This is a genomic window from Rhizobium sp. WYJ-E13, from assembly GCF_018987265.1.
Lineage (GTDB): Bacteria > Pseudomonadota > Alphaproteobacteria > Rhizobiales > Rhizobiaceae > Rhizobium.
In genome coordinates, this window is the sequence record NZ_CP076853.1 from 993833 (window position 1) to 1018659 (window position 24827).

Consider the following 24827-nt stretch of genomic DNA (forward strand, 5'->3'; position numbering starts at 1 on the left):
CAAATCAACTGCCGGATAAAAGGAGAGATCATGGCCGTCGCGAACCTGAGCCCCGAGCAGGCGATCCGCACCGAAGTGCGCAGGCAGGATAATAACCGCCGCGCCGTGCGCATCTGGCTGGGCTTCGTGCTTCTGGCGCTCTTCTGTCTGGTGCTTGTGGGCGGCGCGACGCGGCTGACCAATTCCGGCCTATCCATCACCGAATGGAAGCCGATCCATGGTGTTGTTCCGCCGCTGAATGCCGCCGAATGGGAAGAGGAGTTCAAGCTCTATCAGCGTATCCCCGAATTCCAGCAGCTGAACAGCGACATGACGGTCGATGAGTTCAAGAGCATCTTCTGGTGGGAATGGGCACACCGGCTGATCGCGCGCGGCATTGGCGTCATCTTCGCGCTGCCGCTGGTCTTTTTCTGGGTGACCGGCAGGATCGAGAGGCGCCTGCGCTGGCCGCTTGCCGGCATCCTGGCGCTCGGTGGCCTGCAGGGCTTCATCGGCTGGTGGATGGTCTCCTCCGGCCTCGCGGTGCGCACGGATGTCAGCCAGTACCGGCTTGCCACCCATCTCGTCATGGCCTGCCTGATCTTTGCCTCCTGCATGTGGATCATGCGCGGGCTCTCGCCGCATTCCGATGATGCGGCCCCGACAAGGAATTCCCACCGCTGGGCGGCCGCCATCGCCATCTTCTCGCTTTTCCAGATCTATCTCGGTGCGCTGGTCGCCGGCCTCGATGCCGGCTTCACCTATAATACCTGGCCGCTGATGGACGGCGCCGTTGTGCCCTCCGATCTCTTCATCCAGCAGCCCTTCTGGATCAATCTCTTCGAAAACCCGAAGACGGTGCAGTTCATCCATCGCTTTGGCGCCTACACGCTCTTTGCGATCGCGCTCATCAATATGGTGATCGCACTGCGCGCCGCTGCCTCGACCACCCATGCGCGCCGGGCCGTGGTGCTCTTCGTGCTTATCACGATCCAGGCGGCAATCGGCATCACCACGCTGCTGCTTGAGGTGCCGCTGCATTGGGGTCTGCTGCATCAGGCAGGTGCGTTGGTGGTATTCGGTTTCGCCGTCGCCAACTGGCGCGGCTACTACGGCGAATATCCCCGCGCGACTGTTATCGACGAGCGCGACTGAGCAGGGATAGAGACGTCCTATCCCCTGGCTCGCGGAAGAGTGAATGGGATCAATGCGATGCTCCTCGCATGGATTTGCCGTGACGTGCTAGATTATCGGCTTGGCGCATGGGCGATCCTATGAAGGGGGATGTTCACATGAACAGATTGCGCACATTCGTAATGGCGGGCGCTCTGATCGCGCTTTCCGCAATCGCCTCGAGTTGCACCTCAACGGAGAGGTACGACTATCGCGAGGATACGTCCCTGAACCCGGCCTGCGCCGGCGGTTTCCGTCCCAGCGACAATCGTCCCTGCTCTTATTGAGCCGACGGGCTTACCAGGTTCCCATAAAGGCCGAGGCTGCCAGCAATAGCCCGGTCAGAATATTTGCCAGGAACAGGCGGTAATTCACTTCCGGCCTTGCAAGGTCGATCCGCCGGGTTTGCCAGGCAAGGTGCGCGGCGATGACGAGCATTCCAAACCCATAGAGCAGGGACATGCCCGACAGCCAGCCGCCGAGCGACCACGCGACGACCGTCAAAGCATAAAACAGGCCGATGATGAGCTTGCCGCGCTGGCCGAAGAGGATCGCTGTCGATTTCAGGCCGAGGCTTCTGTCGTCTTTCACGTCGACATAGGCATAGATGGTATCGTAGCCGATCTGCCAGGCGATGGCTCCCGCCCACATGAGGACGGCGCCGACAGGAACATCACCGGCAATTTCGGACCAGGCCATGAGCATGCCCCAGTTGAACGCTGCGCCCAGCACAGCCTGCGGCCAATGGGTGAAGCGCTTGCAGAGCGGATAGACGAACACGAGCGGCAGGACGCATAGGGCGACGAGCCGCGTGTAGGGCGTCAGAAACAACAGGAGAGACGCCGCCAGGGCGAGCTCGATGGCCAGAAAAGTCAAAGCCTGACCGGCGCCGATCTGCCCGCTTGCCAGGGGCCGAAAACGGGTTCGCTCGACATGACCGTCAAATTTCCGGTCCGCGATATCGTTGATCGTGGAACCGGCGCTTCTCATCAGCAGGGCGCCGAGCGTGAAGACGGCCAGCTGCCGGATATCGGGCAGCCCATGGGCCGCCTGAAACAGCGCCGCCCAGCATGGAAACAGCGTCAGCCATATTCCGACTGGACGATCGAGCCGCGCGAGCCTCGTGTAAGGCCGCCATGTACCCGGCAACAGCCGGTCCACCCAGTCACCTTGATGAATATCGCTCAAGTCCGGGCGGTTTAATATGGTCATGGCGTAATCCGGCTATTTCCGAAAATTCTCAATGAAAGCAGTTATTTCGTCTCTCGCATTGGCTGTCGCAGAATAGAGGCTTTCGCAGGCATTGCAATAATCGTCCCTGCGTCTGACGGAGCCGATTAGCCTGCGTGAGAGAGGATATTCAGCAGCTTGCCGGTGGGGTCGCGAATATAGAAACGACGAACGCCCCAGGGCTCGTCAGCCGGCCCGTAGACGATCTGATGCCCAAATGTCACCGCACGCTGATGGACCTCGTCCACATCATCGACCTCGATCGAGATGTCGGGCACTGCGGTTCCCGAGCCGCCTTCTGTCGCGATGCCGATCTGGGTGAGTGCTCGCCTGTCGGATGCAAGAGTGACGATCCAGCCATGATCCATCACGATGTCGAGATCGAACAGCTCGGAATAGAAGTTGCGCACCTCTTCAATGGAGGCGGCGGCGATATTCGGGACGATGCGCAGCACTGTCATGGTGTTTCTCCCTCTGCCTGAAGAGAAATGATCGATCTGCGGAACAGTTCAGGCCTGTCTGCCGAACTGTTCCGCATGTCCTTGTCTCGAACCTCAGATGCTCGCCTGCAGCCCATAGAGATTGGCATAGATGCCGCCGCTCTCCATCAGCCTGTCATGACTGCCTTCTTCGACAATACCGTCGCCGGTCAGCACCAGAATACGGTCGGCGTGGCGGATCGTCGAAAGGCGATGGGCGATCACGAGCGTCGTGCGCCCCTTTGCAAGCGTCATGAAGGCCTGCTGCACTGCCCGCTCGCTTTCATTGTCGAGCGCGCTCGTCGCCTCGTCGAAGATGAGGATGGCAGGGTTCTTGAGGAAAGCGCGAGCGATCGTCAGCCGCTGGCGCTGGCCGCCCGAGAGTTTCACGCCGCGTTGGCCGATATCGGTCTGATAGCCCTGCGGTAAGGCCATGATGAACTCATGCGCGTGGGCGGCGCGGGCTGCGGCTTCCACCTCTTCGTCCGTCGCATCCGGGCGCCCGTAACGGAGGTTGTCCGCCACGGTGCCGGCGAAGAGATAGACATCCTGCTGCACGACGCCGAGATGGCGGCGCAGCGAGGCGAGCGTTACATCGCGGATATCGGTACCATCGATTTCGATCGAACCGCCAGTGACATCATAGAAGCGGGGAAGCAGCGCGCAGAGCGTGCTTTTCCCCACACCGGACGGGCCGACGAGCGCCACGAATTCACCAGGCCGGATGGTCAGCGAAAGGTTGCTGAGCACGTCTGCCCCATCATCATAGCTGAAATCGATATTCGAGAGCCGGATCTCACCCTTCGGCGTATGCAACGCGCGGGCCGAGGGACGATCCACCACGTCCGGATCGATCTCCAGGATCTCCATCGCCCGCACGAACCCCGTATAACCCTCCTGCCAGAGCCGGGCGAGATTGGCCATCCGCTTGACCGGATCGACGAGAACGCCGACGCAGAGCAGGAAGGTCAGAAGGTCCGCAATGGTGAGTTCCGCCGCAAGGATGCGCAATCCGCCGAGGATGACGACCAGAAGCGTGATGATCTGGGCGAAGGTCTCGGCGCCGGCGGAGAACCAGGCTTCGCTGCGGTAGCCATCGGAGCGGCTTTCGAGGAAGCGACTGTTCAGGGCGGCAAAGCGTTTCCGCTCCAGATCCTCGTTGGCAAAGGACTGGACGACGCGGATGCCGGCCAGCGCATCCTCGACCCTTTCGTTGACGGCAGCGATCTCCTGCTTGCTCGCCTCGAGTGCACGATTCATGCGCCTGTTGAAATGCAGCGCATAGGCCACCGCAAAGGGTGTCAGCAGGAGGATTAGAAACGCAAGCTTCGGATCGATGAAGAACAGGACCGTCATGGCCCCGCCATACTTCAGAATGGCGATCAGCAGGTCTTCCGGCCCGTGATGGAAAAGTTCGCCCAACCAGAAGGAGTCGCCGACGATGCGGCTCATCAATTGGCCGGTGCGGTGCCGATCATAGAAGCCGAAGGAGAGGTTCTGGCAGTGATCGAACAGTTCCTGCCGGATATTCGCCTCGATATGCGCACCCATCATGTGGCCGCGATAATCGACGAAGAAGATGGCGGCCGTCTCGACCGCCACGATGGCCAGCATGACGCCGCCCATGCCGAGGATCTGCCAGTAGGCCGAAGTCGTATCGTTGAGCGCGATGAGGTGGCCCATGACGATGTTGGCGCAGAGCGGCAAGGCGACTGCGGCGGCAGCGACGACGACGGCGCAGGCAATATCGGCCATGAGCAGCGGAAGATGCGGCCGGAAATAGGACAGGAACTTGCGCAGGCGCAACTGGCGCCTGTTGTGGATGTGCGATGCGGTTGAGAGGCTGCGGTTAAGACGCTGCGGGTTTTTCCTCGCGCGTGAAAGCAAACTGGACATGAAGACGGATATCCTGAGTGTTGATCTTATTCTTCTGGTTGCTCAGGATCGTTTTCATGAATGCCTCCCATCGGCGTGAAACAGGGGCCTCGCGCCTTTCAAGCAGCGCAGCCTTGCTGACAGCGTGTCGGTTTTACCGCAAAACACCGCAAAAGGCGACAGTCTTTTGCTATGGCGCATGACGGCGATAGGTTTGGACGAGGTGTGTGGAGCATTTCCGCTCACGGATCCGGCCCGCTGATCTCTTCCTGCAATCGCTCGAAAGCTGTCGGAAACAATGTGGCGGGTGGGCCGTAAGGATTGGAGAAGGCGTAGATGAAGAAAAGGATGATGCCGGTAAAAACGCCGAAGATTGATAGCAGCAGCAGGTTGCGGCCGTCGGGCGCGTAAGGGTAGTAGCCGATGGCGGTGAAGATCACGCCCGAAACCGCGGCAAACCAGAAGATCAGGCTGATGGAGTCGGTGCCACTATTTTCCCGCCGGTCGCGGGACTCCGAAATCATATGAATCTCTTCGAGCATGTGGCCGCGCAGGCTCTCCTGCTTGGAATTGGCGGGAGCCAGTTCGAGAACCTTGAGATAGGCGTTGTTCCATTGATCCCAGGCCGCCGATGAGAGTTCGCCGGTGCGCCCGAGTTCGTTCCACTCCTCCTCGATGACGATGCGGACATAGTCTTTCAGCGCCTTCTGGATCGGTGCCTGCGCCTCCGGGCCATAGCGCTCGGCATCATAGAAGACATCGCCGACTGCATTGCTTTCCACTGCGCTTTCCGTCCGCAGAGCCTGGTATTCGATCATCTCCTGCGCGAAAACGAGAGCGAGGATCAGCGCATGCAGGCTGGCGATGCGGGTAATGACCGAGCTTGCCAGCTCCCTGTCCCGCCCGCCCGGGTCACCGCCCATGACCAGATGCATAATGTAATAGGCCGCAAGCACGGTTGCGGTCGTTCCTCCAATAATGGCAATGCCGATCAGAACCGACGCCATGAAGCTCCCCTTGCGAGGGAGTGTACGGCTTTCGCGGCAGACGGGCAATCGTACCGGGTGCTACCGAAGCAGGCTGTCAAAGATGGGCATGCCGCCGATCGCCGAGACGGCGATCAGAATGTAGCAGGTCATGCGGAAGGTGCTTTCCTTCGCGAGCCCGAACAGCTTTGAGCCGCCCCAGAGGCCGACGGCATAGGCCGGCAGCGTGACGACGGTGAGCGCCAAGACCGTGGAGACGAAGAGCCCGCCGAAATAATAGCTGACGAAGCCGAAGACCGTGGAGATTGAAAAGTAGAGAATGACGTTCGAGCGCACACGGGTAAAATCGCTTTTCCCGCCGAGCCAATAGGCGACAACTGGCGGCCCGCCGAGCTGTGCTGCGCCGCTGAAGAGACCGGCGATGAGGCCGATCGCGGCGCTGAGTGGTGCAACCGGCTTGCCATGATAGCGCCAGCCGGAGACGAGCAGTGCCAGCAGGCAGATGGCGATGGCTGAAATGGCCCAGCGCAGCAAGAGCGGGTCCATGAGCGCCAGAGCCGCCGTTCCCGCGGGAACGCCGAGAACCGCGCCTGCTGCCATCGCGAAAACCTCGCGCCTGTCCGCCCCGCGCCATGCGGCGGGGATCATACCGAGCGTCGCAAGCCCGTCGATGACGAGCAGCACCGGCGAGGTGAGCTTCGGCCCGATGACCGCGCCGGCAAGCGGAATGAAGATGAGCGCTGCGCCGAAGCCGGAAAAACCGCGGGCAAGGCCGGCGACGAAAGCGAAGACGATCAGCGCAGAGATGCCGTGATCGGGTAACGCGGCATCAAACCAGGCGCGCAGGCCGGCCATCAGCGCTTCCAGCGTCATCGATCAGGCTCCGTATTGCGGATGGGAAGACAGGGCAGAGCGCCCTGTCTTGGTGCAATCGTCTGAAACAGGCAAATGCCTGACGTCACGCGCCCAGCATCAGATCCATGTTCTGCACGGCAGCACCCGAAGCGCCCTTGCCGAGGTTGTCATAGACGGCGACGAGCAGCGCTTGCGCGATATCGTCATTGGCAAAGACGTGCAGGCGCATGCGGTTGGTGTTGTTATAGATTTCCGGGTTGAGCTCCGGCGTGCGCTCCGACGCCTCGAAGGGGGCGACCTCCACGAAACCCTTGATGCCGGCATAATAATCGGCGATGGCGGCATGCAGGTCAGCACCCTTCGGCACCTTGGGCAGATGCGAGAGCTGCAGCGGCACGGTCACGACCATGCCCTGTGCGAAATTGCCGACGACCGGCTGGAAGAAGGGCACGCGTCCAAGCCTGGCATAGCGCTGCAGCTCCGGCAGATGCTTGTGCTTGAAGCTCAGGCCGTAGGGCATGTATGCCGGCGCATCCTCGCCCTTGGCGACATAATCCTCGATCATGGTGCGGCCGCCGCCGGTATAACCGGAGATGCCGTTGACCGTGACCGGGAAATCCGAGGGAATGAGCCCGGCTTCGATCAGCGGGCGCAGCGTGGCGATCGGCCCCTGCGGCCAGCAGCCGGGATTGGACACGCGCTTGGCCGAGGCGATGATGCCGGCCTGCTCCTTGCTCATTTCCGGAAAGCCATAGGCCCAGCCTTCGGCGACGCGATGCGCCGTGGAGGCGTCGATTACCTTGGTACGGTCGTTCTCGATCAGGCTGACGCTTTCCTTGGCGGCATCGTCTGGCAGGCAGAGGATGGCGATATCGGCCTCGTTGAGCAAGGCGGAACGCACCGCCTTGTCCTTGCGGCTTTCGGTCGGGATCGACAGCAGCTCAAGATCGCGGCGCTCCGCCAGACGCTCGCGGATCTGCAGACCCGTCGTTCCAGCTTCGCCATCGATGAAGATCTTTGCTGCCATGATTATCCTGCACTTTCAGTGGGTTCGGATTGTTTCCGGAATCAGTTTGCCATGAAGTTGAATCAATTTGATAACAGCAGTCATCCTGCCGTTGCGCGCCGTTCGGCGTGAAGACCCAGCATATACATCGCGACTGTCGCCCCCGCAATGGCGGTGATATCGGCGTGATCGTAGGGCGGGGAGACTTCGACGACGTCTGCACCTCTGACATCGAGCTGCTTCAGGCGCTGCAGCACGGAGAGGATCTTCGCGCTGGACGGGCCGCCGGAAACCGGCGTGCCGGTGCCGGGCGCAAAGGCCGGATCGAGGCAGTCGATGTCGAAGGTCAGGTAGACGGGCGAGCCCTTCGTATGCGTGATGATTGTGGAAGCGATTTCGGTCGCGCTCATATCCTCGACCTGATGACCGTAGAGCAGGTGGATGCCGAAATCCTCCGGCGCGTGCGTCCGGATGCCGATCTGGATCGAGCGATCGGGATCGATGAGGCCGGCGCGGGCCGCACGGGCCACGAAGGAGCCGTGGTCGATACGGCGCTCGTCGTCCAACCAGGTGTCCTGATGTGCATCGAACTGCACGAGCGCCAGCGGGCCGTGTCGATCGACATGCGCCTTCAAGAGCGGCCATGTGACATAGTGGTCGCCGCCGAGGGTGAGCAGGAAGGCGCCGCTGTCGAGAATGGCGCTCGCCTGCCGCTCGATGGCCGCGGGCGTGTCCTGATGATTGCCGTAGTCGAGCAGGCAGTCGCCATAGTCGATGACGGCCATCTCGGCGAAGAGATCGCGCTGGAACGGATATTGCGGATCATTATCGAAGATCGCCGAAGCCCGGCGGATCGCCTGCGGCCCGAAGCGTGTACCTGGCCGGTTGGAGGTCGCCGCATCGAAGGGAATGCCCCAGACGACAGCATCGGCTCCTGTCAGATCCTTGGTGAAGCGGCGGCGCATGAAGGAAAGCGCGCCGGCAAAGGTCGGGTCGGAGGCGGCCGATGTCAGGCTCTGCGCCGTGAAGGCATGGTCGATGGTCTTATTCGCCAAGGGAGGCTCCTTCCGCTGCAGTAAATTCGTAGGCGCGTTCTACTCGCGCAATACGAACCTTATACTGCTTGTACCAGCGCTCGCGACCAAGTCGCTCGGCGACCAGATGGCTTACGACCTGTTTCCACGCCTTGAGGCTTTCCTCGTCGGCCCAATAGGAATTGGTGATGCCGAAGCCATCGGTATCCCGCGCGCTCTCGGCCCCAAGACAGCCCGGCTGCTGCAGCGCCAGCTCCGTCATTCGGTCGGCCATGGCGCCGTACCCATTGTCGCCCTCGGTACGAACGGAGGAGAAGGTGACGACGTAATAGGGCGGTTCGGGTGTGGTGGCAAAGGGCGAGGGTTGGGTGGTCGACATGCTCAGGTTCCTTGTCTGGACAGGAAGGGGTAGGCGAGCGGCAGGTCGATTGCAAGCAGATGCGGCTTTGGCTTGCCCATGCGTTGACTTCGCAAATCGCTTCCAAGAAGCTGCTGCAAGCAAATCACCAGGGAGCCACAGGCAATGTTCGATCACGTTTCGATCGGGGTTAAAAGCCTCGAAAGGTCACGCCAGTTCTATGATGCGGCACTGGCGCCGCTCGGTTACGAGCGGCTGTCGAATTTCGAGGGAACGATGGGGTACGGCGCCGAGAGGCCTGCCTTCTGGGTGAGCGAAGTGGAGCGCCCGGTGCCGGCGGATCGCGGCTCGGGACTGCATTTCTGCTTCGTCGCGACGAGTGAGGAAGCCGTCAACGCCTTCTACGCTGCCGCATTGGCCAATGGCGGCGAGGACAACGGTCCGCCGGGCATCCGCCCCGACTACAGCCAGTTCTATTATGCGGCCTTCATCATCGATCCCGATGGTTATCGGCTCGAAGCCTTCTTCAACAAGCCCGAATAAACGAAAAGGCCGGGCGAAAACCCGGCCTTCCCATGAAAGCATATCCAGAAAGCGATTAGCGCTTCGAGAACTGGAACGAACGGCGGGCCTTGGCCTTGCCGTACTTCTTACGCTCGACGACGCGGCTGTCGCGGGTCAGGAAGCCGCCCTTCTTCAGGACCGAGCGCAGGCCCGGTTCGAAGTAGGTGAGGGCCTTGGACAGACCGTGGCGAACGGCACCGGCCTGGCCGGAAAGGCCGCCGCCAGCAACGGTGGCGATGATGTCGAACTGGCCGTCACGGGCAGCAGCAACGATCGGCTGGCGCAGGATCATCTGCAGAACCGGACGTGCGAAATATTCCGCGAATTCCTTGCCGTTGACGATGATCTTGCCGGAGCCCGGCTTGACCCAGACGCGGGCAACGGCGTTCTTGCGCTTGCCGGTCGCGTAGGAACGGCCAAGCGAGTCGACCTTGCGGACGTGAGCCGGAGCAGCAGCTGCTGCTTCAGACGACGTGCCGAGATCCTTCAGGGAGGAAAGGTCAGCCATTTATCAGGCGCTCCTTACGTTCTTCTTGTTCAGCGAGGCGACGTCGAGGACGGACGGCTGCTGGGCTTCGTGGGGATGGTTCGGGCCGGCGTAAACACGCAGGTTCTTCATCTGGCGACGGCCGAGCGGGCCGCGGGGAACCATGCGCTCAACAGCCTTCTCGAGGACGCGCTCCGGAAAGCGGCCTTCGATGATCTGGCGAGCCGTACGCTCCTTGATGCCACCGGCATAACCGGTGTGCCAGTAGTAAACCTTGTCGGAATACTTCTTGCCGGTGAAAACGACCTTGTCAGCGTTGATGACGATAACATTGTCGCCGTCGTCAACGTGAGGCGTGAAAGTTGCCTTGTGCTTGCCACGCAGACGCATAGCGATAACGGAAGCGAGACGGCCAACGACGAGCCCTTCGGCGTCGATGACGACCCACTTCTTCTCCACCTCTGCAGGCTTCTGGGAGAAGGTTGCCATAATTGTCACTCTCTCTTGGATCCCCATGCCCGAAGGCGAAGGGGCGTTTCTTGTTGCTTGGCTTGGCCGATCGAAAGACAGACCAAAAAAGAAAACAGCCCCGAAAGGCTGGATTTCCGGCGCGGCTTATAGCGGCAAACCCCCATTGGGTCAATATAAGCGATTCTGAAGGCCGTAAAAATAGATATGTGAAAACAATGGTTTAAATGCAGGGTATCTGAATACCTCACTTTAATGCATCCAAAAGCAGGAGGTTTTGCCCTTCAGGAGGCGCTGCGATGCCGTATTCGGCTCGAAATCGCCGCACCCTTGTGGCACAAGGGCGGGATAGAGACAGCGTATAGGAATGTGCCATGGCCGAGATCGTATCCTTCCGCAGGGACAACAACAATTCGGGCGAGGGCGCCCTTGTGCTCCGTCAGCTTTCCGACGGCATATTGCGCCTGACGCTCAACAATCCGCCGGCCAATGCCCTGTCGATATCGACAATGGAAACGCTGATGGGCGAGTTGCAGGGCGCGGCCGACGACGAGGACGTGCGCATCGTCGTCATCGCATCGACCGGCAATATCTTTTCCGCCGGCCACGACCTCAAGGAACTGACGGCCCACCGCGCCGACGAGGATGATGGCGTCGCCTTCTTCGAGGAGACCTTCGCGCTGGCCGCCGACCTGATGCTGGAGATCGGCCGCCTTCCGAAGCCCGTCATTGCCGAGATCGACGGGTTGGCGACGGCAGCGGGCTGCCAGCTCGTCGCAAGCTGCGATCTCGCGATCTGCACGGATACGTCCACCTTCTGCACGCCGGGCGTCAATATCGGCCTTTTCTGCGCGACGCCGGCTGTCGCCGTCTCCCGCGCCGCCCACCGCAAGCAGGCGATGGAAATGCTTCTGACGGGCGAGACGATCGATGCCTCGACTGCCAAGGATTTCGGTCTGGTCAACCGCATCGTGCCGAAGCAATATCTCACGCAGGTCGTCAGCAAATATGCTTCCGTCATCGCCTCGAAGTCGCCGCAGGCGCTGAGGATCGGCAAGGAGGCCTTCTACCGGCAATTGGAGATGCCCATTCAGGAGGCCTATGATTATGCCGCCAGCGTCATGGTCGACAGCATGCTGACCGGCGATGCGCAAGAAGGCATCGGGGCCTTCCTCGGCAAGCGTACACCCGAGTGGAAGGACGATTGATCAGGCAAGCTTCAGGACCAGCCCGCCGAGCGCGATGATGATGCCGGCAAGATAGCGCCAGACGCTCGCCTTTTCCTTCAGCACCAGAACCGAGATGGCAAGCGCAAACAGGATGGCGGTTTCGCGTAGCGCCGCCACGGTCGCAACCGGCGCCTTCGTCATCGCCCAGAGTGCCAGCCCGTAGGACGCGATCGAGCCCGCCCCGCCGATCAGCCCACGCCACCAGTTGCGCCTGACGTGCTTGCCGACAGTCGCCAGACCACGCTGGGAGACCGCCCAGGTAAGGAGCAGAACCGGCGGCAGGAGCGACATCCACAGCGTGTAGGAAACCGCATTGCCGGAAAGCCGGGCGCCGATACCGTCCACATAGGTATAGGTTGCGATGACGCAGGCGTTGACGAGGGCCAGCATGATCGCATGGCGGCTGCCTTGGCGCGCTTCGAAGGCGAGTGTGAGGATCCCGGCGCAGATCGTCATGGTGCCGGCAAGCGCTCCACCCGTCAGGTTCTCTCCTAGGATGAAGCCGCTGGTAGCGACGATGAGCAGCGGCGCTGCCCCGCGCATCAGCGGATAGACGAGGCCGATATCGCCCGCCCTGTAGGCGGCGGCGACCAGCTGGAAATAGGCAAATTGCAGGATGGCGGAGACGCCGATGAAAGGCCAGGCCTGCGGCTGCGGCAGGGGAAGCAGCGGCAGGAAAGGCAGCGAGGCGACCGCGCCGCCTGCAGAGATCAGCGCCGCATCGAGCGACTTGTCATTGCCCGCTTTGATGATGGCATTCCAAGTCGCATGCAGAAGAGCACCGAAAAGGACGAGAAGAACGACGTCGAGGGGCAAGATGGATGGTCCGGGAGCGGTGCAACAAAATATGGGAAAGTATCGCAACTTTTCCGTTTAATCATGCCCTGTAAAATACAACCTTTGTCTGCGCGATTTAATCTGAAGGTGTATTCCGCATGTACAAAATATGAATAACATGGATTGGTGAGGTGAACAATTGCCCACTGTTGTAGCAATTTCTGCGTGCGCTCGAAATACGTCAATTATACTCACCTTATTCAACTATGAGATGTTTCTAATGAACGTGTGAACATATCGTGATCAAATTGTGCATGAAAGGTGAAGTTCTCGTGGAGAAAGAGAATGTCGGCAATCTTATGATGCTGAAATATAGACATTATTCTATAACTTTGAAATGGTTATAAATTTGCAACCGAAAGAGATTTTGTTGAGATTTTTGTATCCCTGGATTGAATCTCGATCCTTTCGCGGGTGCGAAAGGATCGATAATATTCACATTTCTGAATAAACGGTGGGTTAGAGACTATAGTGTGGAATGAAGAGCATCCCGTCGAGGTTGTCCAGGTTCTGGCAGTTCAGCACCCGGCACTTGGGATTGTCCTTGGAGGGAATGCTCGTCCATTCCGCATAGTCGGTCGCATCGCAGTAGTTGCTGTTGCGGACATAGCGGTCGTAGAGTGGAAGGCCGCGCGGCGAGGTGTAGCGAAAGATGACGGCGCCTTCGTTGTGAATCGCCGCCCGCACGCTCTGGCAGCTCATGGCAAGCGGATTGTAGCGTGAGATCGCAAGCGTCGGCGAGGCCGCCAGCACGAGCGCGAGCGAAAGGATTACTTTTTTCATGGCACAAATTCTCCCTGATATTTCCGGCACCTATATATACGTTGAAACGAGCCGCCCGGTTTCAATGATCAGCGACTGTCAGATCCGCCTCCTGACACCAGACTGGAGACACCAGATATGAACCATGATGACTATGCCGACGACTATCTCTCCGGCATTCTGAAATCCGTGAAAACCATCGCGCTGACGGGGGCTTCGCCCAATCCGGCCCGGCCTAGCAATGGTGTCATGGGCTATCTCCTGTCGCGCGGCTACAGGGTCATTCCCGTCAATCCAGGGCAGGCGGGCAAGGAGATCCACGGCCAGACCGTCTATGCCCGCCTTGGCGACATTCCCGAGCCGGTCGACATGGTCGATGTCTTCCGCGCATCCGAATATCTCGACGGGGTAGTGGATGAGGCGCTGGCACTCGAGCCCCGCCCGCAGGTCGTATGGGCGCAGCTCGGCGTGCGCGACGATAGAGCCGCCGCCAAGGCGGAAGCCGGTGGCATTAAAGTCGTGATGAACCGCTGCCCGGCGATCGAATATCCGCGTCTTTTCGGCTGACGCTGCCAGGCGGGATGGATTTTCTTCGGAACGCGCCGCGGTTGAAAAAGATCGCGGTTAACTTTCACATTCGAGTGGTTATGATCGCGCCCGTCAACAACAATACGGGAGGACGACATGGCCAAAAACGATCCGGGATTCAACACGCTGGCAATCCATGCGGGTGCACAGCCCGATCCGGCGACCGGCGCGCGGATAACACCTATTTACCAGACGACAGCCTTCGTCTTCAACGATTCCGACCATGCCGCGGCACTGTTCGGCCTGCAGCAGTTTGGCAATATCTATACCCGCATCATGAACCCCACGCAGGCGGTTCTGGAGGAACGTGTCGCAGCCCTTGAAGGCGGTACGGCGGCTCTTGCCGTTGCCTCCGGCCATGCGGCGCAGATGATCGTCTTCCATACGCTGATGCGCCCCGGCGAGAATTTCGTCGCCGCCCGCCGTCTCTATGGCGGTTCGATCAACCAGTTCGGCCATGCCTTCGAGAATTTCGGCTGGCAGGTGCGCTGGGCCGATCCCGACAATCCCGAGGATTTCGAGAGCAAGATCGATGACAAGACGCGGGCGGTCTTCATCGAAAGTCTCGCCAATCCCGGCGGGACCTTCGTCGATATTGCGGCTATCGCCGAAATCGCCCATCGTCACGATCTGCCGCTGATCGTCGACAACACAATGGCCACGCCCTATCTCATTCGGCCGATCGAGCATGGCGCCGATATCGTCGTGCATTCGCTGACCAAATTCCTCGGCGGCCATGGCAACTCCATGGGCGGCATCATCGTCGATGGCGGCACTTTCGACTGGTCGAAGACCGGCAACTACCCGATGCTGTCCAGCCCGCGGCCGGAATATAACGGCGTCGTGCTGCATCAGACTTTCGGCAATTTCGCCTTCGCGATCGCCTGCCGCGTGCTCGGCCTGCGCGACCTTGGCCCTGCGATCTCGCCTTTCAACGCTTTCCTGATCCTGACCGGCATCGAGACGCTGCCGCTGCGCATGCAACGCCATTGCGACAACGCGCTTCATGTCGCCAAATGGCTGAAGGCTCATTCGAAGATCGCCTGGGTAAACTATGCCGGTCTGGAGGACGACCCGAATCACGCTCTTCAGCAGCGCTACTCGCCGAAAGGCCCAGGTTCCGTCTTCACCTTCGGCGTCAAGGGCGGTTACGAGGCAGGCAAGACGCTGGTCGAGGGTTTGGAACTCTTCTCGCATCTCGCCAATATCGGCGATACGCGCTCCCTCGTGATCCATCCGGCCTCCACCACGCACCGGCAACTGACCGACGAGCAGAAGATCGCCGCCGGCGCCGGGCCGGACGTGGTGCGCCTCTCCGTCGGCATCGAGGATGTGAAGGACATCATCGCCGATCTCGAACAGTCGCTGTCGAAGATCTGAGCAAAGGCTTGCATGTTCCTGCTCTCCGTTGCAGCCATCTGGGCGGTGGCCGCCATCACGCCGGGGCCGAACTTCTTCATCGTCGTCAGAACGGCGCTGGAGGGGTCGCGAAGTGCCGCGGTGGCCGTCATCGCCGGCGTCATCCTCGGCACCTTCTGCTGGGGGCTTGCCGGCTGGCTGGGGATCAGTGCGCTTTTTGCGGCGGCGCCCTTCGCCCATCTGTTCCTGAAGGTCGCGGGCGGGCTTTATCTCTGTTTCCTCGGTGCAAAGCTCGTCTGGCACACCTGGCGGAAGGCTGGCCGAGGAGAGCCGCAGGCCGCGCGGGCGGGGATCGGCCCCAAGCAGGCTTTTTATTCAGGGCTTGCGACCAACCTCGCCAATCCGAAATCGGCTTTCTTCGTCGCCTCGCTCTTTGCGGCAACGCTGCCGGCCGAGCATAGCTGGATGCAGGGTGTTGCTGCCGTCGCCACCATGGTTCTGGTCTCCTCGCTCTGGTACTCCTTCGTGCTGACGGTGCTGCGCAACCCTGCCCTTGCTGACGCCTATACGCGCGGCCGCAAGACACTCGATGCTGCGGCCGGCGTCATCTTCATGGGCTTCGGCCTGAAACTTCTGACCTCGGTGCGATAACCATGGCAAACATGATCTCCTTCGATATCGACGGCGTCGAACCGGAAGTCGGCGCTCCCGCCGCCGAGCGCATCGTTTCCGGCAATCCGCAATTTCGAACCTGGAATCTCGAGGAGGCCGACGGCGGCCTCTATGCCGGCATCTGGGAGGCGGCACCGGGCAAGTGGCGGATCGTCTATGAGGAATGGGAATATTTCAGCATCCTCTCCGGCCATTCCATCGTGACCGAAGACGGCGGCGAGCCGATTCATCTGAAGGCGGGCGACCGGATGATCCTCAGGCCCGGCTTCGAGGGGACCTGGGAAGTCGTCGAAACGACTCGCAAGGATTATGTGATCAAGGTTTGAGCGGCAGAGGCCGGGTGATCGAATACGATCCAGAGCTGGATCGGGAGCGCCAAAGGGTCGCAGAAATGGAAGGTTTGCTCCGGAGCGCTATCAGTAATGGTACGATCGAAGCCTTTTTCCAGCCGCTCGTCTCCGCCACCACAGGCGCCGTCACTGGTCTTGAAGCACTTGCACGTTGACGGCGCCCAACGGAAAACATCAGCCCGGAGATCTTCATCCCGCTCGCCGAAAGGTGCGGCCTTATCGATGCACTCGGCGTTCATATGCTGAAGACATCGATCGAGCGCCAAGAATTGGCCCCGGTTTGGCACTGTCGGTAACGTTTCGCGGAATTTGCCGCCGAAGATCTGCTTCTGCAGGAGCTGGATTTCGATCCGAAGCGCCTGACATTGGAGATCACCGAAGGCGTCCTGATGACAAACCCGGAACAGGCCGCCGGTCGATAGATCACCTCAAACAGGTCGGCATGAAATTCGCGCTTGATGACTTTGGCTGCGGTTATGCAAGCATCGGCGCATTGCGGAGTTCGGGTTTGATCGCATGAAGATCGACCGTTCGCTCGTGTCCGCTCTCGACCAAGCCTCGAATGGCACCGATGTTCTGAGGGCCACGATTTCCCTGGCGACCGCTCTGCAGATTCCCGTGACAGCCGAAGGTATCGAGAATACACGCCAGGCGGCGATTCTGCGTGCAGCCGGCTGCGACCAACTGCAAGGTTATCTGATCGGAAAACCTATGTCGGCACTCGAAATATCCAGCAAGCTTCAAGAGCATGCCGCGTAGATTGCGGCAGCACACTCTGGCGGTCTTCGGAGCGTTTTGGCGTCTGAAAACGACATTTTCACACATTGCTGCGGCAATCGACCGCAGTCCTGCGGCAATATGGCCGCACCTCTTTCATCAAGGCTTTGTCAGCGCGCGATTCATAGGGAAAGTCAGTGCCTTCAGAGGCTTATGCACAGCTTTGCATTTCCTGTCGCTCGTCACAAACTGTCATCAAACCGTAATAATACGCGCCTAGCCCGCCTTCCCGTGACGAGGAAATTCAGCGCCCTCCACAATGGACACCCCCTCCATGGCGCCGGACCTCGTCGTCCTCTAGTTCCATCAGGGAAGAGTCGCAAATGCTCACCAAGAAACTTCTTTCGGCCTGCCTCGGCGCTGGCCTGGTTGCCGCTCTGGCAGTCTCGGCCTCTGCCGCAGATATTACCGGCGCTGGCTCCACCTTCGTCTACCCGGTTCTTTCGAAGTGGTCGGCAGACTACAACAAGGAAACCGGCGACAAGCTGAACTACCAGTCGATCGGTTCGGGTGGCGGTATCGCCCAGATCAAGGCTGCAACGGTTGACTTCGGCGCTTCCGACGCCCCGCTCAAGCCGGAAGATCTGACGGCTGGCGGCTTCGGCCAGTTCCCGCTCGTTGTCGGCGGCATCGTACCCGTCATCAACGTTAAGGGCATCAAATCAGGCGAACTGAAGCTCTCCGGCAAGGTTCTCGCCGACATCTACCTCGGCAACGTCACCAAGTGGAACGACAAGGCCATCGCGGATCTGAACCCGGGCCTGAAGCTGCCCGACAGCCAGATCGCCGTTGTCCACCGTTCGGACGGCTCGGGCACCTCCTTCAACTGGACGAACTTCTTCTCGAAGGTAAACCCGGACTGGAAGTCGAAGGTCGGTGAAGGCACCGCCGTCAACTGGCCGGTCGGCATCGGCGGCAAGGGCAACGAAGGCGTTGCAGCTTATGTCACCCGCGTCAAGGACTCGATCGGCTACGTCGAATACGCTTATGCCCTGCAGAACAAGCTGCCCTACGTTCTCATCCAGAACGCTGCCGGCCAGTATCCGAAGCCAAACGCTGAAAGCTTCTCGGCTGCCGCTGCCAGCGCGGAATGGGGCAAGGCTCAGGACTTCTACCTGATCATGACCAACGCTCCGGGCGAAAAGGCCTGGCCGATCACGGCAACCACCTGGGCGATCATGTACAAGGAGCCGAAGGACGCCGAGCGCTCCAAGGCCGCTTTCTCTTTCTTCAAGTGGGCTCTCGAAAAGGGCCAGAAGGAAGCGTCCTCGCTTGACTACGTTCCGCTTCCGGACACGCTGGTGAAGCAGATCGAAGATTACTGGACGGCTTCTTTCAAGAGCTGATCCTGACGAAACTGCCGTCGGGGCGGGAGGCTTTGCTTCTCGTCCCTGATGCCTTTGACACCCCCTCAAAGCAGCAGAGCGTACGGATATGAGCGAAGCATTGGCATCGCTGCCCGCCGATACCGCGGGCGTGAAGCGCCGCGACGGCGCCGCAGGCGATCGCATTTTTTTCTGGATAGTTTTGGGCTGCGGCCTGTTCGTTCTCGCCGCCCTTCTGGCAGCGGCGATCTCAATGGCCATGGGCGGGCTTCTCGCGTTCCGGACCTTCGGCTTCGGCTTCCTGACCGGCACGGAATGGGATCCGGTGGCTGAACAGTTTTCGGGCCTCGTGCCGATCTACGGCACGCTGGTCACCTCCACACTCGCCATGATCATCGGCGTTCCTGTCAGCCTTGGTATCGCAGTTTTCATCACTGAAGTTGCGCCTCGCTCCATTCGTGGGCCGATCGGCGGTGCAGTCGAGCTTCTGGCCGGTATCCCCTCGATTATCTACGGCATGTGGGGTCTCTTCACCTTCGCTCCGTTCATGTCGGATTACATCCAGCCAGTGCTCATCGACTGGCTAGGCCCGATCCCGCTGATCGGCGCGCTATTTTCCGGAGCTCCGCTCGGCATCGGCATGCTGACGTCAGGCATCGTTCTGGCGATCATGATAATCCCCTTCATCTCCTCGGTCATGCGCGATGTCTTTCTGGTCGTCCCCGCACAGCTGAAGGAATCGGCCTATGCGCTGGGTTCGACCAAGTGGGAAGTGGTACGCGACATCGTCATTCCGCACACCCGTACGGCGGTCGTCGGCGGCATCTTCCTTGGCCTCGGCCGCGCGCTCGGCGAGACGATGGCGGTGACCTTCGTGCTCGGCAACACCCATAACATTGCTGTGTCGCTGATGGAGCCGGGCACCTCGATCGCAGCGACGCTCGCCAACGAGTTTGCCGAGGCTTCGGATGACCTCTACCGGTCGTCGCTCGCAGCCCTTGGCCTCATCCTCTTCGTCGTCACTTTCGTCGTTCTGGCGGCTGCCAAGCTCATGCTGGTGCGTATGGCAAGGCAGAGGGGAGAGTAATCATGGCTACCTATTCAGGTTCTCTTTACCGCCGCCGCCAGATTGGCAGCATGATCGCGCTGACGCTCTGCGGCATCGCCACCGTACTTGGCCTGGTTTTCCTGGTGTGGATCCTCTGGGCGACGTTTGTGCATGGCTTGTCTGCGCTGAGCCCCAGCCTCATCACCGAAATGACGCCGCCTCCCGGTGAAGACGGCGGTGGTCTCGGCAATGCCTTCATGGGCAGCCTGCTGATGGTCGCTCTGGCCGTCGTCATCGGCACGCCGATCGGTGTGCTGGCCGGCACCTATCTGTCGGAATTCGCTCGAGGCAAGAAGCTCGGCGAGGCGATCCGCTTCGTCAACGACATCCTGCTCTCGGCGCCGTCGATCATCATCGGCCTGTTCGTCTATGAACTGGTCGTCCGCCCGACGGCGCGGTTCTCCGGCTTTGCCGGCGGCATCGCGCTTGCCTTCATCTTCCTGCCGGTCGTCGTGCGCACGACCGACGAGATGCTGCGGCTGGTTCCCGATGTCATGCGAGAGGCGGCGCTTTCGCTCGGCATCCCGCGCTGGAAGGTAACGCTCAACGTCCTCTACCGCGCTGCCTCCACCGGCATCCTGACCGGCGTCCTTCTTGCGATCGCCCGCATCTCGGGCGAAACTGCACCTCTTTTGTTCACGGCTCTGAACAACCAGTATTGGAGCCTGGACATGTCGCAGCCGATGGCGAACATCCCCGTCGTCATCTTCCAGTTCGCTATGAGCCCTTATGAGCAGTGGCAGCATCTCGCGTGGGCCGGCGCCTTCGTGATGACGGCCGTCGTTCTGATCCTGAGCGTCGTATCGCGCTCTGTCCTGAACCGAAAAGGTAGGAAATGATGCTCCAGTCTGCAGACACTTTCGATGCCACCGGCAAGCTGGAAAAGCCGATGGCAAAAGACAAGATCGCCCTCGAGAAAGTCAATTTCTATTACGGCGATGCCCACGCGATCAAGGATGTGAGCCTCAGCTTTCCCGAGCGCCAGGTATCTGCCCTGATTGGTCCATCCGGCTGTGGCAAGTCTACGCTTCTGCGCATCCTGAACCGCATCTACATGCTGTATCCGAAGATGCGCGCCACCGGCTCGATCAAGCTCGATGGCAAGAACATCCTCGATCCAAGCTTCTCGATGAACGAGCTGCGTGCCCGCGTCGGCATGGTGTTCCAGAAACCGGTGCCGTTCCCGATGTCGATCTATGACAACATCGCCTACGGCATTCGCCACCATGAGCGCCTCAACAAAGCCGACATGGACGTCCGTGTCGAGCAGGCGCTGCGTCAGGCCGCCCTCTGGGATGAGGTCAAGGACAAGCTGAAAGGCAGCGGCCTCGGTCTTTCCGGCGGCCAGCAGCAGCGCCTTTGCATCGCCCGCGGCGTGGCACTGCGTCCGGAAGTCCTGCTTCTCGACGAGCCGACCTCGGCCCTTGATCCGATCTCGACGGCCAAGGTCGAAGAGCTGGTCGCGCAGTTGAAGGGTGAGTTTACGATCGTTATCGTCACCCACAACATGCAGCAGGCAAGCCGCATCTCCGACAACACCGCCTTCATGTATCTCGGCGAGCTGATCGAATACGGCCCGACCGCGCAGATCTTCCAGTCGCCGAAGGTCAAGCGCACGGAAGATTACATCACCGGCCGCTACGGCTGATACGACTTTCTCTTGCGGAAAAGAAACGGCCGGGACGCGATGAGCATGCCGGCCTTTTTATTTTCGGGTGTCGGATCGATGCTCTACCAGACGAGATCCAGGCGATCGAGGCCGTGGAAATGATAGACATCTTTGACGACGGGCGTCCTCGCGAGCTTCAGTCTCGGCAGGCGCTGGAACAGGATCGGCAGCACGACGTTGAGCTCCAGCCGCGCCAACGGCGCGCCGATGCAGAAATGAATGCCCGCGCCGAAGGAGAGGTTGGGCGCCTCGTTGCGGTCGGGCCTGAAGGTGAGCGGATCGCTGAATTTCGCCGGATCCAGATTAGCGGCGGCCAGGATCATGCTGATCTTGTCGCCGCGCTTGAACTCCACCCCGTCGATCTCTGCGGGTTCGAGCGCCCAGCGCTGGAAGATATGAACAGGCGCGCAGATGCGCAGCGACTCCTCGACCGTCCGCTCGGTGGCAGCTTCGTCGCGGAATAGCTCGGATGGATCGTAGCCGCTGTCGAGAATGATGCGCACCGAATTGCCGATCTGGTGGACCGTCGCTTCATGGCCCGCATTGAGCAGCACGATAGTCGTCGAAACGAGCTCGTCTTCCGTCAGGTACTGGCCCTTGTGCTCGGTATGGATCATGTGGGTCAAGAGGTCGTCGCGCGGTTCGGCACGGCGCTCGGCAATGACAGTCTTCACGTAATCGGAAAACTCCCTCGCCGCCTGCTCGGCAGCGTCCTCGTCCGCGCGGGTGCGCCCGAACATGTACATGCGCACATAGGCATGCGACCATTTCAGCAGCTGCGGCCCCATTTCCTCGGGAATGCCGATCATCCGGGCGATCATCGTCACCGGAATGATATCGGCGAAGGCCGATAGAAGCTCGACTTCGCCCTTGTCGGCGAAGCCGTCGATCAGTCTATTCGCGAGCTCTTCCAACTCCGGCTTCATCTTCTCGACATGGCGCGAGACGAAGGCGCGGTTGACGAGGGTGCGCAGCCGCGTGTGTTCCGGCGGTTCCAGCTCCAGCAGGGAATAGCGCTCGGCGAGATCGAAGGCGGCGAGATGCGGCTCCGGTTCGGGCAGGCCGAGTTCTTCGCGGCTGGCGATATGCAGGATCTGCCGGCCGAAGCGGCGGTCGCGCAGCAGCCCGTTCACATGATCGTAGCCGGTGACGAACCATTGCTTCTGCTCTTCCCAATAGAAGGTGGGACAATGGGCATGAAGCGCGGCATAAACCGCGTTCGGATTGCCGTAGAAGGCCGGGTCGCTGCCGTCGAGCGACACGCGGCGGGTTGCTGGATCGATCTTGAGGAAGGGCGGTATCATCATGGCCAGAGGCTTAGCGGATTTGCCGGGCCCCGGAAAGATAGTGATAAAGATAGTGGTTTAGCCGGCGCGCGAGAGCACGCCCATGCGGCGCAGTGCTTCCACCTGATCGTCGACGGTCGGCACGAGTTCGCCGGCATTGGTGTTCGGTTCGCCAGGCGCCGGTGCCGCGGTTTCCTCCGCGCCGAAGACGACGGTGCAGTTGCGGCCGGCAGCCTTCGCCGAATAGAGCGCCCGGTCGGCGGCCGACACCAGCCGGTCGATATTGGCTTCGATCGCCGAGGATAGGGCGATGCCGACGCTGACGGTGGCGGGGATCAGTGCCTCGCCGGTATTGATCGGCAGCCGGCAGAATTCGGCACGGATCGATTCCGCCAGCGCTTCCGCTTCCGTCTGGTCGCGGATGGTCACGAAGGCTGCGAATTCCTCGCCGCCCATCCGGCCGAAGATATTGTTCGGGATATACTGGCGGGCAAGGCGGGCGAAGGCGGTGAGGACGGCGTCGCCCGACTGATGGCCGAAACGGTCGTTGACGCGCTTGAAATGGTCGAGGTCGAAGAGGATGACGCCGACCTGGTGCTGGTCGTCATGGGCCTTTTCCTGGATCTTGCCGAAATGGCCGAGCAGGCCGCGGCGATTCAGCACGCCCGTCAGCGAATCCGTTAGCGTCAGGAAACGCAGGTGGCGTTCCGACCGTTCCATGATGAGGCGGCAGGTGAGCGCAAAGGCGATGATGAGCAGGAAGGCGGTGGCCATGGCGGCCACGCCGCCGAAATTCGTCGCTTCCCCATCCGAAGGGAGAACAAGCGCCATTGTCAGCGCCACGCCGAAGCAGAGGAAGGCCTGCAGCACGAAGACGGCCATCAGCTTGATGCGTGTGCGCTCACGATGGATGTCGCCGGTGGCGACCGCCATGGCAAGCGCGGTGGCGCCGGTCGCCGAGGAGAGATTGTAAAGAATAACGCGGTTGGAATAATCCTCGTTGATCCACGGCAGGAAGACACCTGTGAGCCAGATCGCCGGCGGCAACAGCGCCCACCATTCTATCTTCCTGCGGTCGAGAGCCAGAAAACCGGCGACCCAGGCGCTTTGCCCAAGCAGGGCAACGGCATTGCCGATTTCGATGGAAAGCAGATTGGGGATTTCGCCGCGGGCCGCAGCAAGCGCAAAGCCGATGCCACTGAACAGGAAACCGAATCCCCAATAAAGGTAGGCGCCGCTTTTCCGGTTGTGGTGCCAGGCCACGAACAGAACCAGAGCCAGCGTAAGGGCTTCGGAGCACCAGATGGACAGACCTGTAGTGACATTGAACACGGCATAACCCCTTGAGTGTTGGCCATATCCTTGCCGAAGAAGCTCGCTGTTTGATTAATGGCACAAACCCGCGATCGGCAATTTCGGCGATATCTGCCGGTAAGCTTTCCGTCCGGTAAATGTCCATGAGTTCAGTCGAATGCGGTAAGCCTTCCTTCATCCTGTCACAGAGAAAAATTGTGAGGGGCAAAAGCGGGGCCTCGCCGTTAACAGGCGTTTGGGAGAAACGGGATAGGGAAATGCCAAAGCCATATGCCGCGCCCGCTTCTTAACGTTATCCTTATGCGTGTCTTGAAGAGGGGGGCTGGGACACTCTATGTAGGGACAAGGCATTTTTCTTTGATTCCCGGCATTCGCCGGAAAGACGTTAAAAGGACGCACATGAGAAACCCAGTCGATACCGCTATGGCCCTCGTGCCGATGGTTGTGGAACAGACCAACCGCGGTGAACGCTCCTACGACATCTATTCCCGCCTGCTCAAGGAACGCATCATCTTCCTGACAGGCCCTGTCGAGGATCATATGGCGACACTCGTCTGCGCCCAGCTTCTCTTCCTCGAGGCCGAAAATCCGAAGAAGGAAATCGCGCTCTACATCAATTCGCCAGGTGGCGTGGTTACCGCCGGCATGGCGATCTACGACACGATGCAGTTCATCAAGCCGGCTGTCTCGACGCTTTGCATCGGCCAGGCCGCTTCCATGGGCTCGCTGCTTCTGGCCGCCGGCCATAAGGACATGCGTTTCGCCACCCCGAATTCCCGCATCATGGTTCACCAGCCTTCAGGCGGTTTCCAGGGCCAGGCATCGGATATCGAGCGTCATGCCCGCGACATCCTGAAGATGAAGCGCCGCCTCAACGAAGTCTATGTGAAGCATACGGGACGCAGCTACGAGGAGGTCGAAAAGACCCTCGATCGCGATCATTTCATGGATGCGGACGAGGCCCAGACCTGGGGCGTCATCGACAAGGTTCTGACATCGCGCATCGAAATGGAAGGCGATCAGGCCTAGTAATTAATAGGGATGGTGTTTTCGCCGC

27 protein-coding genes and 1 pseudogene are annotated in these 24827 nt (G+C 60.4%); 14 read left to right on the forward strand and 14 right to left on the reverse strand.

Annotated features, from left to right (window positions below; genetic code table 11):
- Positions 1 to 30 precede the first annotated feature (30 nt).
- Both KQ933_RS04975 and KQ933_RS04980 read left to right on the forward strand, forming a co-directional pair.
- Entirely contained in the window at positions 31 to 1134 is a 1104-nt protein-coding gene (locus tag KQ933_RS04975; RefSeq protein ID WP_216757660.1) for a COX15/CtaA family protein, read from the forward strand.
- A 137-nt stretch (positions 1135 to 1271) separates the two neighbouring features.
- Positions 1272 to 1439 carry a hypothetical protein gene (locus KQ933_RS04980; RefSeq protein WP_216757661.1) on the forward strand — a complete coding sequence of 56 codons (168 nt, stop codon included), beginning with the start codon at positions 1272 to 1274 and terminating at the stop codon, positions 1437 to 1439.
- A gap of 10 nt (positions 1440 to 1449) precedes the next feature.
- Here the strand turns inward: KQ933_RS04980 and ubiA are convergent, their stop codons facing one another.
- From ubiA to KQ933_RS05020, 8 genes are all read right to left on the reverse strand, one after another.
- Positions 1450 to 2364 carry a 4-hydroxybenzoate octaprenyltransferase gene (gene ubiA, locus KQ933_RS04985; protein WP_216757662.1) on the reverse strand — a complete coding sequence of 305 codons (915 nt, stop codon included), beginning with the start codon at positions 2362 to 2364 and terminating at the stop codon, positions 1450 to 1452.
- Positions 2365 to 2489: 125 nt separating this feature from the next.
- Positions 2490 to 2843, reverse strand: a complete 354-nt coding sequence (locus KQ933_RS04990; protein ID WP_216757663.1) for a VOC family protein — start codon at positions 2841 to 2843, stop codon at positions 2490 to 2492.
- 93 nt (positions 2844 to 2936) lie between these two features.
- Positions 2937 to 4757, reverse strand: a complete 1821-nt coding sequence (locus KQ933_RS04995) for an ABC transporter ATP-binding protein (protein ID WP_216757664.1) — start codon at positions 4755 to 4757, stop codon at positions 2937 to 2939.
- Between the two features lie 221 nt (positions 4758 to 4978).
- Positions 4979 to 5743, reverse strand: a complete 765-nt coding sequence (locus KQ933_RS05000; protein WP_216757665.1) for a hypothetical protein — start codon at positions 5741 to 5743, stop codon at positions 4979 to 4981.
- A 60-nt stretch (positions 5744 to 5803) separates the two neighbouring features.
- Positions 5804 to 6595, reverse strand: a complete 792-nt coding sequence (locus tag KQ933_RS05005; protein ID WP_216757666.1) for a sulfite exporter TauE/SafE family protein — start codon at positions 6593 to 6595, stop codon at positions 5804 to 5806.
- 85 nt (positions 6596 to 6680) lie between these two features.
- Positions 6681 to 7604 (reverse strand): N-acetyl-gamma-glutamyl-phosphate reductase, encoded by a 924-nt coding sequence (gene argC, locus KQ933_RS05010; RefSeq protein WP_216757667.1) that lies wholly within the window; start codon positions 7602 to 7604, stop codon positions 6681 to 6683.
- 80 nt (positions 7605 to 7684) lie between these two features.
- Complete coding sequence (gene speB / locus KQ933_RS05015; protein ID WP_216757668.1) at positions 7685 to 8638, reverse strand: agmatinase; 954 nt, start codon at positions 8636 to 8638, stop codon at positions 7685 to 7687.
- A complete protein-coding gene (locus tag KQ933_RS05020) occupies positions 8628 to 8996 on the reverse strand; it encodes an antibiotic biosynthesis monooxygenase (RefSeq protein ID WP_216757669.1) in 369 nt (122 codons plus the stop codon). The genes speB and KQ933_RS05020 overlap by 11 nt, the downstream gene beginning before the upstream one ends.
- A 144-nt stretch (positions 8997 to 9140) precedes the next feature.
- On the opposite strand from KQ933_RS05020, the gene KQ933_RS05025 reads away from it, so the two are divergent.
- Positions 9141 to 9518 (forward strand): VOC family protein, encoded by a 378-nt coding sequence (locus tag KQ933_RS05025; RefSeq protein ID WP_216757670.1) that lies wholly within the window; start codon positions 9141 to 9143, stop codon positions 9516 to 9518.
- Between the two features lie 55 nt (positions 9519 to 9573).
- Here KQ933_RS05025 and rpsI read toward each other — a convergent pair whose 3' ends face one another.
- Both rpsI and rplM read right to left on the reverse strand, forming a co-directional pair.
- The gene (gene rpsI, locus KQ933_RS05030; RefSeq protein ID WP_216757671.1) at positions 9574 to 10047 is read right to left on the reverse strand and encodes a 30S ribosomal protein S9; all 474 of its coding nucleotides are present in this window, start codon (positions 10045 to 10047) and stop codon (positions 9574 to 9576) included.
- 3 nt (positions 10048 to 10050) lie between these two features.
- Complete coding sequence (gene rplM, locus KQ933_RS05035) at positions 10051 to 10515, reverse strand: 50S ribosomal protein L13 (RefSeq protein ID WP_018114579.1); 465 nt, start codon at positions 10513 to 10515, stop codon at positions 10051 to 10053.
- 353 nt (positions 10516 to 10868) lie between these two features.
- Here rplM and KQ933_RS05040 point away from each other — a divergent pair, with 353 nt between their 5' ends.
- The gene (locus KQ933_RS05040) at positions 10869 to 11702 is read left to right on the forward strand and encodes an enoyl-CoA hydratase (protein ID WP_216757672.1); all 834 of its coding nucleotides are present in this window, start codon (positions 10869 to 10871) and stop codon (positions 11700 to 11702) included.
- Here KQ933_RS05040 and KQ933_RS05045 read toward each other — a convergent pair whose 3' ends face one another.
- Both KQ933_RS05045 and KQ933_RS05050 read right to left on the reverse strand, forming a co-directional pair.
- Positions 11703 to 12539: an EamA family transporter gene (locus KQ933_RS05045; RefSeq protein ID WP_216757673.1), complete on the reverse strand. Its 837-nt coding sequence runs from the start codon at positions 12537 to 12539 to the stop codon at positions 11703 to 11705.
- Between the two features lie 480 nt (positions 12540 to 13019).
- Positions 13020 to 13343, reverse strand: a complete 324-nt coding sequence (locus tag KQ933_RS05050; RefSeq protein WP_216757674.1) for a hypothetical protein — start codon at positions 13341 to 13343, stop codon at positions 13020 to 13022.
- Between the two features lie 117 nt (positions 13344 to 13460).
- Between KQ933_RS05050 and KQ933_RS05055 the strand changes: the two genes are divergently transcribed.
- The 9 genes and pseudogenes from KQ933_RS05055 (at position 13461) to pstB (ending at position 21149) form a co-directional block, all read left to right on the forward strand.
- A complete protein-coding gene (locus tag KQ933_RS05055; protein ID WP_216757675.1) occupies positions 13461 to 13889 on the forward strand; it encodes a CoA-binding protein in 429 nt (142 codons plus the stop codon).
- A 117-nt stretch (positions 13890 to 14006) separates the two neighbouring features.
- Positions 14007 to 15290, forward strand: coding sequence for an O-acetylhomoserine aminocarboxypropyltransferase (locus KQ933_RS05060; RefSeq protein ID WP_216757676.1), 1284 nt, complete (start codon positions 14007 to 14009; stop codon positions 15288 to 15290).
- Between the two features lie 12 nt (positions 15291 to 15302).
- Positions 15303 to 15920, forward strand: coding sequence for a LysE family transporter (locus KQ933_RS05065; RefSeq protein ID WP_216757677.1), 618 nt, complete (start codon positions 15303 to 15305; stop codon positions 15918 to 15920).
- Between the two features lie 2 nt (positions 15921 to 15922).
- Positions 15923 to 16267, forward strand: coding sequence for a cupin domain-containing protein (locus tag KQ933_RS05070; RefSeq protein ID WP_216757678.1), 345 nt, complete (start codon positions 15923 to 15925; stop codon positions 16265 to 16267).
- Positions 16267 to 17050 (forward strand): annotated as a pseudogene (locus KQ933_RS05075) (EAL domain-containing protein); the annotation flags it as partial. The gene KQ933_RS05070 and the pseudogene KQ933_RS05075, both read left to right, overlap by 1 nt.
- 341 nt (positions 17051 to 17391) lie before the next feature.
- Positions 17392 to 18414, forward strand: coding sequence for a phosphate ABC transporter substrate-binding protein PstS (gene pstS / locus KQ933_RS05080; RefSeq protein WP_007819837.1), 1023 nt, complete (start codon positions 17392 to 17394; stop codon positions 18412 to 18414).
- 88 nt (positions 18415 to 18502) lie between these two features.
- The gene (gene pstC / locus KQ933_RS05085) at positions 18503 to 19480 is read left to right on the forward strand and encodes a phosphate ABC transporter permease subunit PstC (protein WP_216757679.1); all 978 of its coding nucleotides are present in this window, start codon (positions 18503 to 18505) and stop codon (positions 19478 to 19480) included.
- A 2-nt stretch (positions 19481 to 19482) separates the two neighbouring features.
- A complete protein-coding gene (gene pstA, locus KQ933_RS05090) occupies positions 19483 to 20340 on the forward strand; it encodes a phosphate ABC transporter permease PstA (RefSeq protein WP_216757680.1) in 858 nt (285 codons plus the stop codon).
- Positions 20337 to 21149 (forward strand): phosphate ABC transporter ATP-binding protein PstB, encoded by an 813-nt coding sequence (gene pstB, locus KQ933_RS05095; RefSeq protein WP_216757681.1) that lies wholly within the window; start codon positions 20337 to 20339, stop codon positions 21147 to 21149. Before pstA ends, pstB begins: the two co-directional genes overlap by 4 nt.
- Positions 21150 to 21232: 83 nt before the next feature.
- Here the strand turns inward: pstB and KQ933_RS05100 are convergent, their stop codons facing one another.
- Positions 21233 to 22477: a cytochrome P450 gene (locus tag KQ933_RS05100; protein ID WP_216757682.1), complete on the reverse strand. Its 1245-nt coding sequence runs from the start codon at positions 22475 to 22477 to the stop codon at positions 21233 to 21235.
- Between the two features lie 57 nt (positions 22478 to 22534).
- Complete coding sequence (locus KQ933_RS05105; RefSeq protein WP_216757683.1) at positions 22535 to 23788, reverse strand: GGDEF domain-containing protein; 1254 nt, start codon at positions 23786 to 23788, stop codon at positions 22535 to 22537.
- A gap of 381 nt (positions 23789 to 24169) precedes the next feature.
- Between KQ933_RS05105 and clpP the strand changes: the two genes are divergently transcribed.
- Positions 24170 to 24799, forward strand: coding sequence for an ATP-dependent Clp endopeptidase proteolytic subunit ClpP (gene clpP / locus KQ933_RS05110; RefSeq protein WP_216757684.1), 630 nt, complete (start codon positions 24170 to 24172; stop codon positions 24797 to 24799).
- Positions 24800 to 24827: the final 28 nt, after the last annotated feature.

Coding starts and splice junctions, on each gene's coding strand:
- argC (WP_216757667.1), bottom strand. CDS start 7,604: ATGGCAGCAAAGATCTTCATCGATGGCGAAGCTGGAACGACGGGTCTG.
- KQ933_RS05060 (WP_216757676.1), top strand. CDS start 14,007: ATGGCCAAAAACGATCCGGGATTCAACACGCTGGCAATCCATGCGGGT.
- KQ933_RS05065 (WP_216757677.1), top strand. CDS start 15,303: ATGTTCCTGCTCTCCGTTGCAGCCATCTGGGCGGTGGCCGCCATCACG.
- KQ933_RS04995 (WP_216757664.1), bottom strand. CDS start 4,757: ATGTCCAGTTTGCTTTCACGCGCGAGGAAAAACCCGCAGCGTCTTAAC.
- KQ933_RS05040 (WP_216757672.1), top strand. CDS start 10,869: ATGGCCGAGATCGTATCCTTCCGCAGGGACAACAACAATTCGGGCGAG.
- KQ933_RS05000 (WP_216757665.1), bottom strand. CDS start 5,743: ATGGCGTCGGTTCTGATCGGCATTGCCATTATTGGAGGAACGACCGCA.
- KQ933_RS04975 (WP_216757660.1), top strand. CDS start 31: ATGGCCGTCGCGAACCTGAGCCCCGAGCAGGCGATCCGCACCGAAGTG.
- pstB (WP_216757681.1), top strand. CDS start 20,337: ATGATGCTCCAGTCTGCAGACACTTTCGATGCCACCGGCAAGCTGGAA.
- KQ933_RS05050 (WP_216757674.1), bottom strand. CDS start 13,343: ATGAAAAAAGTAATCCTTTCGCTCGCGCTCGTGCTGGCGGCCTCGCCG.
- rpsI (WP_216757671.1), bottom strand. CDS start 10,047: ATGGCTGACCTTTCCTCCCTGAAGGATCTCGGCACGTCGTCTGAAGCA.
- ubiA (WP_216757662.1), bottom strand. CDS start 2,364: ATGACCATATTAAACCGCCCGGACTTGAGCGATATTCATCAAGGTGAC.
- pstS (WP_007819837.1), top strand. CDS start 17,392: ATGCTCACCAAGAAACTTCTTTCGGCCTGCCTCGGCGCTGGCCTGGTT.
- pstA (WP_216757680.1), top strand. CDS start 19,483: ATGGCTACCTATTCAGGTTCTCTTTACCGCCGCCGCCAGATTGGCAGC.
- KQ933_RS04990 (WP_216757663.1), bottom strand. CDS start 2,843: ATGACAGTGCTGCGCATCGTCCCGAATATCGCCGCCGCCTCCATTGAA.
- clpP (WP_216757684.1), top strand. CDS start 24,170: ATGAGAAACCCAGTCGATACCGCTATGGCCCTCGTGCCGATGGTTGTG.
- KQ933_RS05055 (WP_216757675.1), top strand. CDS start 13,461: ATGAACCATGATGACTATGCCGACGACTATCTCTCCGGCATTCTGAAA.
- KQ933_RS05005 (WP_216757666.1), bottom strand. CDS start 6,595: ATGACGCTGGAAGCGCTGATGGCCGGCCTGCGCGCCTGGTTTGATGCC.
- rplM (WP_018114579.1), bottom strand. CDS start 10,515: ATGGCAACCTTCTCCCAGAAGCCTGCAGAGGTGGAGAAGAAGTGGGTC.
- KQ933_RS05070 (WP_216757678.1), top strand. CDS start 15,923: ATGGCAAACATGATCTCCTTCGATATCGACGGCGTCGAACCGGAAGTC.
- KQ933_RS05025 (WP_216757670.1), top strand. CDS start 9,141: ATGTTCGATCACGTTTCGATCGGGGTTAAAAGCCTCGAAAGGTCACGC.
- KQ933_RS04980 (WP_216757661.1), top strand. CDS start 1,272: ATGAACAGATTGCGCACATTCGTAATGGCGGGCGCTCTGATCGCGCTT.
- pstC (WP_216757679.1), top strand. CDS start 18,503: ATGAGCGAAGCATTGGCATCGCTGCCCGCCGATACCGCGGGCGTGAAG.
- KQ933_RS05100 (WP_216757682.1), bottom strand. CDS start 22,477: ATGATGATACCGCCCTTCCTCAAGATCGATCCAGCAACCCGCCGCGTG.
- KQ933_RS05020 (WP_216757669.1), bottom strand. CDS start 8,996: ATGTCGACCACCCAACCCTCGCCCTTTGCCACCACACCCGAACCGCCC.